This is a genomic window from Shewanella sp. KJ2020 (assembly GCF_024197625.1).
Taxonomy (GTDB): domain Bacteria; phylum Pseudomonadota; class Gammaproteobacteria; order Enterobacterales; family Shewanellaceae; genus Shewanella.
Genome location: NZ_JAKUKD010000028.1, coordinates 40,444 through 54,519, shown reverse-complemented (window position 1 = coordinate 54,519; position 14,076 = coordinate 40,444). Strand labels below are relative to the sequence as shown.

The following is a 14,076-nucleotide window of genomic DNA, read 5'->3' as shown; positions in this document are numbered from 1 at the left end:
CGCTTCACCAGCTAAAATTTCACCACTTGTATCACAATTCAACATTTTTGTTGTTTTTGTGCGTCTTCGGATTAACACAGTTGAGCTGTTGGGAGCTTATTATGGGATCGGTCATTACATCAAAAAACGGTATGCTCAAGCTTGTTAAAGGGCAAATCAGCGTCGAAGTTAATGGTACAAATCAACCCGCTAAGGATGGCGAACTACTCCCGAAAGGTGCAGTTCTCCATATTGGGGAAAACGCGACATACGAGATCACCTTCGATGATGGCACTAAGCTATCTAATGAGGTAGCCCCGAACGCAACAGCCGCAGCCGCCCCCAACACGGCCAGTGAAGCAGCCTTAGATGAAATCCAAGCATTACAAGATCTTATAGCATCTGGTGAAGATCCAACCCAGAACTTGCCCGAGACCGCAGCCGGTAATGCCCCAGGCAGTGATGGTAACTCCGGTTACGTGTCACTGGCCCGTGATGGTTCAGAAGCACTCGCCACTGCGGGTTATTCAACCGCAGGTCAACCATTGGCGGATGCCGCTACACCGACGCCAGAACAAACAATAGCAACTGACTCGCCTTCTCTATTAGTTAATGATACAAACACTGTCGCGGAAGACTCCGTTGCCACAGGTAATGTGCTTACTAACGACAGCGATATCGATTCTCTTCTGACGGTGGTAAGCTTTGAGATCGATGGCACTTCCTTTGCCGCGGGCACTCAAGTAACCTTAGACGGCGGTATTCTTGTCCTCAATGCCGATGGTTCTTACACCTTCACCCCTAATGAAAACTGGAATGGCCAAGTCCCGGTCATCACCTACACGACAAACACAGGTTCAACCGCAACGTTAACCATTAACATCACCCCTGTTGATGATCCGTCTGTATTGGTGAACGACACCAATACCGTGGCAGAAGATACCGTTGCCACCGGCAATGTGCTCGACAATGACAGCGATATCGACAGCGATCTTTCTGTTGTCAGCTTCACCGTGAACGGCAATACCTTTACCGCTGGCACCACAGTTGAACTCGAAGGCGGCAGCTTAATTCTTAATGCAGATGGTTCTTACACCTTCACCCCTAATGAAAACTGGAATGGCCAAGTCCCAGTCATCACCTACACGACCAACACAGGATCAACCGCAACGTTAACGATTGAAGTCACCCCCGTGGGTGATAACTTCACTGACAACAACGAAGAGCGCAGCATTGTTGAAGACAGCCCCGAAGTGACCGGTAACGTGATTGATGGCAGCAGTGTTGACGGCCCCTTAAGTGTGGTCAGCTTCACCATTGCCGGGGATGCGACCGTCTATCCTGCCGATGGCACTGACATTAACATCGCCGGTATTGGTACCTTCAGCCTCAACAGCGATGGCGTGTACACCTTTACCCCTGTGGCCAACTACTTTGGCCCTGTGCCCGTCATTACCTACCTCTTGACCGATGGCTCTGGCAGCAATGACACTTCGACCCTGACCCTCGATGTCACCCCAGTGAACGATAACTTCACTGACAACAACGAAGAGCGCAGCATTGTTGAAGACAGCCCCGAAGTGACCGGTAACGTGATTGATGGCAGCAGTGTTGACGGCCCCTTAAGTGTGGTCAGCTTCACCATTGCCGGGGATGCGACCGTCTATCCTGCCGATGGCACTGACATTAACATCGCCGGTATTGGTACCTTCAGCCTCAACAGCGATGGCGTGTACACCTTTACTCCTGTGGCCAACTACTTTGGTCTCGTCCCTGTGGTCACCTATGTGCTCACCGACGGCTCTGGCGCGACCGATACTTCCACCCTGACCATCACCGTCACCCCAGTGAACGATGCGCCTTTGATTATTTCGGCTGATAATACTGCTGTATCTGAAGAAGGTCTAACTGGTGGTATCCAAGATACTGTTGGAAATAGTGACACCACCAATTTGAGTTCAATGACTGGCGAAATCAATATCACTGACGTTGATAATGACTCTCTAACTGTTTCGCTTTCTGGCCCAGCAGGCCTGACTTCGGGCGGTGAAGATATTGCTTGGTCTTGGATTGGTAATACACTTACTGGCTACGTTGTAGGTACAAACGTTCCTGTCATCACAATAACCCTAACTCCACCTATCGGTAATTCATCTGGTGCTTGGGGATATGAAGTAACACTACTAGGGCCTATTGATCACCCCAATGCTACAGGGGAAAATGAGCTACCCATTGAAATTGGCATTTCTGTTGATGATGGAAACCAAATAACCAATGGTAGCTTTGAGATAAAAATTGAAGATGATTCTCCAGTTGATCAAGTCGATGAAGATCTCATCCAACACATGCTTAACGGCAGCGGAATAGTTAGTGGCGATTTATTTGCTCCTGGTGCAGACGGACTAGGTGAAATCGAATTTAATATTGTCACTACGGGCCTATTATTTGATGGCATGCCACTGCACACATCAATGTCAGGTAATACGTTAACTGCATGGGCAGACATTAATAACGACGGTATTTTCAATCCTGGCGAGGAGGTGTTTACCTTAACAGCTGTTACGGATATTAATGGTAACTATGATTATCAACTTGAATTGTTGAAGGAAATACAACTAGATAAGTCTACCACGGCATCCTTTGTTGGAATACAAGCGGGCGCAAGCGACTCCTATTACGTGTTAACTGATGGAACGCTTGATACCCATGGTAATGCTAGCGCCGAAGATACGCTCATCACCATAACTGGCAGTGGTAGTGGCAACCATAAAGTAAACTCGAACAGTTTTGGTATTGGTGTGGGCGATCCATCAATATCTACTGGTGAATCAATTAATTTTGCTTATGGTTCTACAGGCACAAGTGCTGCAACGATAAATCTAGGTACAGGCTCAAATGGTTCCCATAATAGTGTATCTACAGCTTATGTATTAATTACATACGCCGATGGTTCAACCAATGGTGGTCAGTTGATCCAAATCAATGGAACTTTAGAATTCGAAGCCTTTGCTCAGAATGGCTCCAACATCACTTCAATCACTATTAGTTATCAAAGTGGTAGTGATTTCCAAGTTATAGACGTTTCAGCCAACACTATAGTGACTGAAGAGCCTATCGATATTGAGTTTTCTTATGACGCCACCGACAAGGATGGTGATCCTGTGCAATTTGGTGATTCAACTGGAAATGGTCACTTTACTGTCACCATTGACCCAGCTGCACAACCTATTGCCAATACACCTAACGCCCAAGTGTTTTTGTACGAAGACGTATTACCAACTGATGGCAATGATACGACAGTACAAACTCTGAGCTTTAAATCTGGTAGCAACTCAATTGAAAGCTTCCAATTTGGTAACTTAACCAATATTTCAGTCGTAGGTATTAACGCTCAAATCCATTGGGCACTCAATAATGTCGGCCAATTAATCGGTACTGTCTATGGTAGAGAAGCACTTCGCTTAACCTTAGATTGGGATCGTATCAATGCGGGAGAAGAAGGTGATGTTACAGTTACAGCCGAATTGCTAACCAATCTCCCCCATAGTGTAAATGCCAACAGCTTAACCGTTAATGGGATTCAAGTAGTGGCAGTTGATGGTGCTGGTCATACAGCACATTCCACAGTCACAGTCACAGTCGCCGATGACGTGGACATTGCCCAAAATGATACCGCACAGTTGGATGTAATGGTCGATTCGTTTAGCTTCTCAGGAATTCTAGCGACTTGGATCAGCACCACTGGTGGTGAAGATGTTAATACCTTCGATGGTAATACTAATTCAGGAGGCGAAGATAACGATTCAGCTCACGATCAAGTTCGTTGGGGAGATCCCGCAAGTTACTCTGGACGTCAATCTGGCTATGGATTTATGGACAACGATGCAGGGCTGAATGGCACATTAGCGTTAAACCAAGATATAGTATTAGGAACTTTCACACACTATAACTACCCTATTGATTCAGGCTCCTCTATCACAGCCGCAACAATGGAAATAACATTCAATGTTACAGATGCTTACGGTGTAGTCACCCCTGTAACCTTAACATTGAATTTTAGCCATAATGAAACATCCAATGACGGCTCCGACCCAAGGGATATAGTGACAGTTGGTCACACGAATGTGACTTTCAACTACGAAGGTCAAGCCTACACAATGCAAGTTGTTGGATTTAAAGACAATAATGGCAACATTGTTAGTTCGATTTATACGAATGAGGATGCAGCAACCAGCTATCAACTCGTCGTTCGCATGGTTGCAGGCGATGGTTACACTCTGCCTCATTCCGATGGTAATGTACTGACTAATGACACAGTTGGTGCCGATAATGAACTTGAAATTGTCGGCGTAGCTAGTGGTGATCACACTGGTACTGGCGTGTTAGGTCACGTAGGCTCAACCATCAGTGGTGTCTATGGCACGCTAGTGCTTAATGCTGATGGAACCTATCACTATCAATTGACGGCAAGTGCTAACCTGCTTCCTGCATCAGGGGCGGTAGAGACCTTTACTTACACCATCCAGGATGGCGATGGAGATACTTCAAGCGCAACCTTAAAGATCAATGTCAATCCGGTAAATGCTGACGGTATCAATATTGCTGACGCCAATGCACTTACAACTCAAGGATCTAGCTTAAATGACACTATGGTGATTAGCGGGGGTGAACGAGCATCTAACCATAATAAATTGAATGTGACTTTTGGTGGTGGTCAGAATGGCATCATCAGCAATAATAACGGTGACGAAGTTATCACGTCAGGAGCAAATAAGCAGAGTTATAGCGCTAGTGACGCACAAGTTGTCAGTGGCGGTGACGGTAACGATCATATTGAAACCGGTAGAGGTAACGATGTGATCTATGCAGGCAAAACTGGCACAAGCAATTATGGTTCCGATGATGACTTGGAGTTGTCGGTTAATGACCTTTTAAATCATCATATTATGACGGGTACCTTAACAGGCTCAAATAAGATTGTTGATAACGACGGTTTATTGTTAGCCAACGATGTTGCCTCAGAAAAAGCAGATGTCGTCAACGGCGGTAGTGGTAATGACCGCATTTATGGTCAATCCGGCTCCGATATCCTCTATGGACACACTGGAGATGATTATATTGATGGAGGCAGCCACAACGATGCCCTTCGTGGCGGCGCAGGCAATGACACTCTGATCGGCGGTCTCGGTGATGATGTATTGCGAGGTGATACCGGTGCAGATAAGTTCGTCTGGAGATATGCAGATGCAGATAACGGCACCGACCATATAGTGGACTTTAATGCCAACCAAGATAAGTTAGATCTGAGTGATTTACTCCAAGGCGAAACTGCTAATACTTTGGAAAACTATCTCAACTTTAGCTTAGACAATGGTTCAACCGTGATTGATATCGACGCTAATAAAGATGGAGTCTTTGATCAACATATCGTTCTCGATGGGGTTGATCTCTACAGTCAATATGGTGCTATCGATAATGCAGGCATAATCAATGGTTTATTAGGCTCTAATGGTAACGGTCCTCTGATTATAGATGCTGCACCTGTGACGCCAGATGCACCGCAGGGACTGACTCAACCTCTAGATCCCAATAATAACAATGGCACCATGATTCCTTAATAAATCAGTTCAAATGGCCTATAGAAATATAGGCCATCTTGGACCATACTTCTGATAATCAAATGGAATTCAAAGGATAGATAACTCGGTGCCAGCTACTGCGTCAGAAAAAATTGAGCAGTGGACTATTTCCGCTTCTCAGCGAGTGATAGTCGATCCATTGCTAGATTGTTTAGTGCTCCTCACTGAGCATTTTGGTAACCCGTGCTCAAGCGATTCGCTTGCGGCAGGCTTGCCTTTGTCTGGCGCGGTATTAACCCCAGATCTGGTTCCACAAGCTGCGTCGCGTGCGGGTTTAGCCGCAAAATTATCTCGTAAGGGATTGAATGAAATATCACCGATACTGCTTCCATGCATTTTATTATTAAAAGATAAAAAAGCCTGTATATTACGTGAATTTAGCCTTGAATCTGATCGCGCTGTAATTCAACTGCCCGAAACTGGCGGTGAAGAAATTCTGAATATTGAGTCCCTTGAAGCCTTATATGTCGGATATTTATTCTTAGTTAAACAAGAATACCGTGGCGATATGGGTTTTGATGTTTACTTACACGATAACAAAACTCACTGGCTCCTCCAAACACTAAGAGATTCTGCACCTATTTATCGTGATGCTTTAATTGCATCCATATTAGTCAATATATTCGCCTTAGTTTCACCGCTTTTTATCATGAATGTGTATGACAAAGTGGTTCCCAACCTCGCCTTTGAATCCCTCTGGGTTTTGGCTATTGGGGCATCTATTGCCTATTTATTTGATCTTGTAATGCGGCAATTAAGGAGTTACCTCATTGATGTTGCTGGAAAAAAAGTAGATATCATCGTTTCATCTCAACTCTTTGCGAAAGCCATAGGCATTCCATTGGAAAAGCGCTCCCCCAGTATTGGCGGTATGGCAAAGCAGCTTGGTGAATTTGACAATATTCGAGAGATCTTAACCTCGGCAACAATAACCACTTTAGTCGATCTGCCCTTTGCACTTTTCTTCATTATTATTATTTATATCGTTGCGGGCGATCTGGCTGCAATTCCTGTAATTGGCGGCCTAATCATTATCGGTTTTACACTCTACACTCAGCCTAAATTGAAAGCCGCAATTGAAGAAGGCAATAAATTTTCAAGCCTTAAGCACGGACATTTAATTGAAAGCCTCTCTGCACTCGAGTCCATTAAGGCAAATGGCGCTGAAGGGATAGTTCAAAGAAGCTGGCAACAGATGATAGGGCACAGTGCAAACTGGCAATTAAGATCGAAAAAACTCTCTAATTCAGTATCAAACCTAGCCAACTTTATCGTCCAATTTACTGTCGTCTGCGTGGTGATTTTGGGTGTTTATCGCGTTGCCGATAATGTGATATCAATGGGCGGGATCATCGCTGCGGTAATGCTGTCGAGTCGTGCTATTGCCCCTATGGCGCAATTAGCGGGCCTTATGACCAGAGCCAATCATACCGCCAGTGCATTGCGTCAACTTAATGAGTTAATGATGCAAGAGGATGAATTTGAAAATAAAGGCCATTTAGTTAGCAAATTAAGGCTATTAGGTAAGATTAACGCCGATAATGTTGGCTTTAGTTATCCTGGTTCAGAAAAACCGGTATTACATCCAATGTCGCTGACGATCAATCCCGGTGAACGCATCGCCATTATCGGCCGCAATGGTTCAGGCAAGAGCACCCTCGCCAAACTTTTAGTCGGACTGTTCCAACCGACTACCGGAAGCCTACGTTATGATGGGGTTGATTCAGCTCAGATCCACCCCAGTGATTTACGCCGTAACTTTGGTTATTTACCCCAAGATGTCACCCTATTCCATGGCACTATTAGGGATAATATCCTCTTCGGCACTCGCCAAGTCACAGAGCATCAATTAATACGTGCAGTGCAACTCTCAGGGGTTAGTCAATTCACCCATCTTGAGGCTGAAGGCCTAGATCAACAAGTTGGTGAAGGCGGGATGTCACTTAGCCGGGGACAAAGGCAAACTGTGGCGCTCGCCAGAGCAACACTCAATGACCCACCAGTGCTGTTAATGGATGAACCCACAGCAAGCTTAGATGCTCGTGCAGAACAACAGTTTATTCGTTCTATGCAAAATGTGAGTAAAGATAGAACCTTAATACTCATCACACACAAAATGCATCTATTACAACTGGTTGACCGTATTATCGTGCTCGAACGCGGTCATGTTGTGGCCGATGGTCCCAAGTCTGAAGTATTAGAAAAACTCAATTTTGGCCTCGTTAATGGAGGCGTTAAAAAATGAGTAAACACCTAACGACAACCGATCTTGATATGGTCGATGATGTCTATGGCGCCATGATGACCGATGCGCCCAGTGGCCATAGATTAATCATTTGGGCTCTGGCTGCCATGGTGGTTTGTTTCTTGTTTTGGGCTGGTTTAGCCCAATTAGATAAGGTCACTACAGGTTCAGGCAAAGTGATCCCTTCCTCACAGGTGCAAGTCATCCAAAGTTTAGATGGCGGCATCATGCAAGAGCTGTATGTGCAAGAAGGTGAAATCGTCACTAAAGGGCAGCCCTTAGTACGCATTGATGACACTCGCTTCCGCTCCGATTATGCCCAACAAGAACAAGAAGTGTTTGGTTTGAAAACCAATGCCATTCGTATGCGGGCAGAACTCGATAGCATACTGATTTCAGATATGACTTCGGATTGGCGAGAACAGGTCAAAATTACCAAAGAAGCGTTGATTTTCCCGGAGAACATAGTCGCCGCCGAGCCTGCGCTCGTTAAACGGCAGCAAGAAGAATATAACGGTCGCTTAGACAATCTCAGTAACCAACTCGAAATTCTCGTACGGCAAATTCAGCAACGCCAACAAGAAATCGATGATCTTGCCTCTAAGACAACGACACTAACAACGAGTATGCAGTTGATTTCCCGCGAGTTGGAACTCACACGCCCCTTAGCAAAAAAAGGCATTGTTCCCGAAGTTGAGCTGCTAAAATTAGAACGGGCGGTTAACGACGCCCAAGGTGAGCTTAATTCGTTACGATTACTCAGGCCAAAATTGAAAGCAGCATTAGATGAAGCCATCTTAAAACGTCGTGAGGCCGTATTTGTGTATGCGGCAGACCTGAGAGCGCAACTAAACGAAACTCAAACGCGGCTATCGCGTATGAATGAGGCCCAAGTTGGCGCACAGGACAAAGTGAGCAAAGCCATTATCACGTCTCCTGTAAATGGCACTATTAAAACGACACATATCAATACATTAGGTGGTGTTGTACAACCTGGAGTCGATATTATTGAAATCGTTCCTTCCGAGGATCAGTTGCTTATAGAAACTAAGATCCTGCCGAAGGACATCGCATTTTTACACCCAGGTTTACCGGCGGTAGTTAAAGTCACCGCCTACGATTTTACCCGCTACGGTGGTCTTAAGGGGACGGTAGAACATATCAGCGCTGATACTTCGCAGGATGAAGAAGGCAATAGCTTCTATCTTATTAGGGTTAGAACAGAAGAATCGAGTTTAATCAAAGACGATGGCACGCAGATGCCAATTATCCCAGGGATGTTAACCACGGTTGATGTCATCACGGGGCAAAGATCCATTCTTGAGTACATTTTAAATCCAATTTTAAGGGCTAAGGATACTGCGCTCAGAGAGCGTTAAGCCTGTTATAAACCGGGAGGTTTGCAATGAATACTTCAGTAAGACGACAATTTCAATGTTCAAAGATTGCCATAGTGCTGTCATTAATCCTATTACCGTTATCAGCTCAGAGCCAGACGCTAGAACAAGCGGTCGCGCATACACTCGATACCAATCCGGATCTACGTGTTGCGTTTAACCGCTTCAAGGCCAGAGAAGAACAAGTTAATCAAGCGATTGCAGGCTACATGCCTACTGTCGATATAACTGGCGGTTATGGTTATGAACAAACTGACAGCGTATCAACACGTAGACGTAAAAATGTAGGCGATGTCGATAGTAACGGTGTGGCAGAGCTAAACCGCGGAGAATTTGGCGTTAGCTTAAAGCAAATGCTATTCGATGGTTTTTACACCAGCAGTGAAGTTGATCGTTATAGCTTTGAAGCCAGCGCAGACCAGTGGGCTTTGCTTGCCGCGGCTGAGGATATGGCCCTCGATGTCAGTAAGGTTTACCTTAACTACCTACGCACCGAAGAAGTGCTAAAACTGGCGGAGAAGAACCTAAACAGCCATAAAGAAATTTATGAGCAAATCAAACAACGTACTGATTCAGGCCTAGGTTCGACCGCAGATTTGTCTCAAATTTCCGGTCGTCTTGCTCGTGCAAATGCCAATGTGATTTCGGCTCGCAATAATTTCCTCGACGCGAAAGCCCAATTCATCCGCGTGGTTGAAGTAGAGCCCGTTGATTTAATTCAACCCGTTCCCGATGCCGATATGCTACCTAAGGATCTCAGTTCTGGTTTAGTTGTCGCCCAGGAAAATCACCCGATCCTTAAGTCTGCGGCCAATGATATTCGTGCAGCAGAAAATGAGCGTTCATCGGTGCAAGCTAACTACTATCCTCAAGTTTCATTAGAACTGAATGGTAATTGGAATAACGATATCGGCGGCGAAGATGGTGTCAGTGTTATACCTAGCCAAGATGTAGGTGGTTATAGCAACGATATCGTGGCCATGGTACGAGTGAGATACAACTTATTCGCAGGCGGTAAAGACCTTGCCCGCGAAAAAGAAACGGCCTACAAACTCGGTGAAGCCAAAGAAATAAACCAACGTGCACAACGTGAAGTGGTTGAAGGCGTAAACCTTGCTTGGAACGCGTTTGAAATGCTTGCTCCACAAAAGCAATATATTCGTGACCATGTCATCGCAGCAAAAGACACCCAATCGGCTTATGCACAACAGTTCAACCTAGGCCAACGCAGCTTACTCGACTTGCTTGATACTGAAAATGAACTCTTCGAAGCCCGTAAAGACTACCTACAGGCTGAATACGATGAGATTACCGCAAAATACCGCGTACTCAACTCCACTGGACGTTTACTCGACTCTCTTAAAGTCACTCGTCCTGAAGCGTGGCGTGGAGAGCGTAACTATGAAGGAGGCGCCAACCAATGAAAACCACAATCCTATTCATCAGTATCGCTCTTTTAGCTGGCTGTTCGGTACGAGATACAGTTAATATTGAGGAAATGACAACAACTCAAGTCAATGATCTATCGGATAAAGATGGAGATGGTGTCATCGAAGCACGTGAGCGCTGTAACGACACGGCAAAAGGCGCAGGCATAGATAACTATGGCTGCGGCAACATTAAGGCGATTAATGAGCGCAAGGAAATAAATATTTTATTCCCTAATGACTCAGCCTTTATTGCACCCGAGTATTATCCTCAGATTGAGGAAATCGCGGTCTTCTTGCGTCAGTATCCAACGACTAAAGTGACCATCGAAGGTCACACTAGTCGCACTGGAACAGATGAGCGTAATGCGGTGTTATCACAGGAACGCGCCGATGCGGTTACCGCAGTACTTGCGGAACGTTTTGGCATTGATAGAAGTAGACTAACCGCTATTGGTTATGGTCCTAGCCGTCCTCTTGTTTTAGAGCACACGCCCGAAGCCGAGACCCGCAACCGCCGCGTTGTAGCAGAAGTCACGGGTGATGACACTATGGCCGATATGAAATGGACGATTTATTCCGTCGATGAACCAACAAAAGATGAACCTACAAAATAAGGGTTAGCAGAATAGGCTATGAACGGCAGACTTGGTTATAAAGCATCATTTTTGCGAGTCTGCCGCTTAAGTCTAATAGCGTCGGCATTAGGCATCTGCTGCCTCTATGCCGCACCAACTCAAACCCTTGATGAAGCCAGAATCACCTCCACACTGGAAAAGCGTTACGGTGAACGCGCGGGTATGCGTGCAAGGGCTTGGTTCAAGGTATTATCGGAATCTGTCACAATGAGTGAGCAGGACAAATTATTGAAAGTAAATAATTTCTTTAATTTGTTCCGTTTTGTTGATGACATTAAATTATGGGGCGAGTCGAATTACTGGGCCACACCGATGGAGTTTATTGGTGTGAATGGTGGGGACTGCGAAGATTTTTCGATAGCGAAATACTTTACGCTGCTTCAATTAGGGGTGTCTGAAGATAAGATGCGCATTACTATGGTTAAAGCAACCAGTGTGAATCAGTATCATATGGTATTAGCCTATTATGAGACCCCCTCATCAATTCCCCTCGTCCTCGATAATCTCGATCATGCGATAAAACCAGCGACTCAGCGCAGAGATTTATTACCTGTGTACAGCTTCAACGGTAAACAGTTATGGCTTAACAAAGAACAAGGACGAGGCGTTTTAGCCGGCTCGTCAACACGACTCGAAAAATGGAATGACCTTAATCATAGGTTAGGGGTTGACCGACTCAGGCAACCCAAATTGAAACTGGAGTAGCATCAAAGATGACACTGTTTAGACAGATTTATTCGCTGCTTTTTAGCCTTTTCTTGCTCGTGGTTGCAAGCCTTGGCTATGTGCAATTCACTGAAACTCAAAGCTTTTTAACCAAGCAAATGGAGTCAGATCTAAACAACGTCAGCACTTCGCTTGGTCTTATGCTCACCCCAGCCCTTGAGGCAGGGGATACGGTGGCAGCAGAAACCTTAGTGAACGTGATTTTTGAAGGCGGTTATTACCAAAATGTCAAATTGACATGGATGGTCGACGGTAAACAGCAAGAGTGGAATAATCCCCTTAAAATTGAAGATGTTCCCCAATGGTTTCTCAATCTAAACCTCTTTAAAACAATCAAAAAACAAAGCACTATTACCTCTGGCTGGCTGCAACTGGCACAGCTTGAAATTACGGCGCACCCGGGATTTGGCTACCATGAGTTATGGCGGATTATGTCTAATACCATTATCGCCTTCTCACTATTGTTCTTAGTCGCCATTTTTACCGCCAGACTCGGGTTAACTTGGATCCTAAAACCTTTACACGACTTATCGGACCACGCTAAAAATATAGCTAATCGCCAATTTGGCCCTGATATGCCCCTCCCCAAAACCACAGAGTTAAAGGACCTTGTCACTGCCTTTAATAGCATGTCAGCCCAACTCAAGCAGGTCTTCCAATCCTTGGATGAAGAAGTAGGCGCGCTACGGAAGAAAAACTTGGTAGACCCCGCGTCTGGCTTACCAAACCGCCAATATGTGGTGAGTAGACTCAACGGCTGGTTAAGCGAACCTAGTAGCGGGGCACTCTTTCTTGCTAAGCTCGATTGGCTTGAGGAAGTCCATAGCAAATATGGTTATCAAGTAAGGGATGAAACCATTCGTATTCTGGCCGAAAAATTCCAACAGCAACTAAATGAAATCACGCCTTCGGTCATCGCACGTATTGCAGCCTTTGAATTTGCTTTCCTTGTGACAGAGGTAGAGCATGAGCAGATAAGTAAATATCTTCAAACCTTAATCCGCACCATCAATCAAGAAATATCAAAGGCAGGCTGCAAGCCAAATGAAAGCTTTGCCATCGGTGTAGCCGAACGAATTGGACAAATGAACGTCTCCGACATTCTGGCGCAGGCAGATAATGCACTGCAAAAGGCCCTCAAGGAGAACAAAACTTTCCATTGGTTTGAAACGACTGAACAACAGCTGTTTACTCGCGAGCAATGGCGAGACAACCTAAGCCATGCTATCAGCAATAAGAAGTTTAAGTTTAGATGGCAACCCATTCAATTTTGCGATGGCAATGGCATAGCGCAACGCGAGTTATATTGCCAATTAGAACTTGGAGATAAGCTAGCCCACGCTGGGCAGTTTATGCCCTATATAGAACTATTGTCACTCGGTGCACTGCTCGACAAATGCCTTATTGAAACCGTCTACGAGCAAAAACTACTCGAACGTAGTTACGAGCCCGTGGCAATCAACTTAACGCATCAGAGTATTAGTGATCTTCAATTCCATGAATGGCTGAATCATTTCCTACGCACAGCCCCAAATATTGAACGCATTTGTTTCGAAATTCCAGAAGCGGGCGTCTACAGCGATCTAGATTCCTGTTTATTGTTGTGCAAAATTATTCGCGATAATGGGGCTAAATTTGGTATCGACCACTTTGGCCGTCAATTCGGCTCTATGTCCTATCTTCAAGAGCTGAGACCAAGCTATGTGAAGCTAGATCAGTCTTTCTCCTATTACGATGAAGCACAGCACAATGGCGAATTATGCCGAGCAATCATCAATGTTGCCAAGGGGTTAGATATTCAGGTCATAGTGACAGGCATTCAGGAGAAAGCACAGCTTGAACGCTTTAATGAATTAAGAACCGATGCTTATCAAGGCTTTATTGCTCCACCTGAAAATCTAGATTAAAACCGTCAATCGAACCAATAGTAGAGCTCCTTCGGGAGCTTTTCTATTAGCGCTATACTTTGGTTTTCACCCAGCGCACACGTTCAACAACTAGTGCTAATTGGTAAAGCATAAAAGG

7 protein-coding genes are annotated in these 14,076 nt (G+C 45.2%); all 7 read left to right on the top strand.

The genetic code is table 11. The features are described 5' to 3' along the window. Positions 1 to 101: 101 nt before the first annotated feature. The 7 genes from MJO46_RS14870 to MJO46_RS14840 all read left to right on the top strand — a co-directional run bounded on the left by MJO46_RS14870 (position 102) and on the right by MJO46_RS14840 (position 13,958). Positions 102 to 5,597 (top strand): retention module-containing protein, encoded by a 5,496-nt coding sequence (locus tag MJO46_RS14870; RefSeq protein WP_253989976.1) that lies wholly within the window; start codon positions 102 to 104, stop codon positions 5,595 to 5,597. An 88-nt stretch (positions 5,598 to 5,685) separates the two neighbouring features. Continuing rightward, complete coding sequence (locus MJO46_RS14865) at positions 5,686 to 7,863, top strand: type I secretion system permease/ATPase (protein ID WP_253989975.1); 2,178 nt, start codon at positions 5,686 to 5,688, stop codon at positions 7,861 to 7,863. Then, positions 7,860 to 9,242, top strand: coding sequence for an HlyD family type I secretion periplasmic adaptor subunit (locus MJO46_RS14860; RefSeq protein ID WP_198781297.1), 1,383 nt, complete (start codon positions 7,860 to 7,862; stop codon positions 9,240 to 9,242). Before MJO46_RS14865 ends, MJO46_RS14860 begins: the two co-directional genes overlap by 4 nt. Positions 9,243 to 9,268: 26 nt before the next feature. Further along, entirely contained in the window at positions 9,269 to 10,684 is a 1,416-nt protein-coding gene (locus MJO46_RS14855) for a TolC family outer membrane protein (RefSeq protein ID WP_253989974.1), read from the top strand. Continuing rightward, positions 10,681 to 11,304, top strand: coding sequence for an OmpA family protein (locus MJO46_RS14850; protein WP_253989973.1), 624 nt, complete (start codon positions 10,681 to 10,683; stop codon positions 11,302 to 11,304). The genes MJO46_RS14855 and MJO46_RS14850 overlap by 4 nt, the downstream gene beginning before the upstream one ends. Before the next feature lie 18 nt (positions 11,305 to 11,322). After that, a complete protein-coding gene (locus MJO46_RS14845; protein WP_253989972.1) occupies positions 11,323 to 12,030 on the top strand; it encodes a transglutaminase-like cysteine peptidase in 708 nt (235 codons plus the stop codon). Positions 12,031 to 12,038: 8 nt separating this feature from the next. Further along, positions 12,039 to 13,958: an EAL domain-containing protein gene (locus MJO46_RS14840; protein ID WP_253989971.1), complete on the top strand. Its 1,920-nt coding sequence runs from the start codon at positions 12,039 to 12,041 to the stop codon at positions 13,956 to 13,958. Positions 13,959 to 14,076 lie beyond the last annotated feature (118 nt).

Bases quoted from the DNA above. Each gene is read 5' to 3' on its own strand.
- MJO46_RS14870 (WP_253989976.1), top strand. From the start codon at position 102: ATGGGATCGGTCATTACATCAAAAAACGGTATGCTCAAGCTTGTTAAA.
- MJO46_RS14845 (WP_253989972.1), top strand. From the start codon at position 11,323: ATGAACGGCAGACTTGGTTATAAAGCATCATTTTTGCGAGTCTGCCGC.
- MJO46_RS14855 (WP_253989974.1), top strand. From the start codon at position 9,269: ATGAATACTTCAGTAAGACGACAATTTCAATGTTCAAAGATTGCCATA.
- MJO46_RS14860 (WP_198781297.1), top strand. From the start codon at position 7,860: ATGAGTAAACACCTAACGACAACCGATCTTGATATGGTCGATGATGTC.
- MJO46_RS14840 (WP_253989971.1), top strand. From the start codon at position 12,039: ATGACACTGTTTAGACAGATTTATTCGCTGCTTTTTAGCCTTTTCTTG.
- MJO46_RS14850 (WP_253989973.1), top strand. From the start codon at position 10,681: ATGAAAACCACAATCCTATTCATCAGTATCGCTCTTTTAGCTGGCTGT.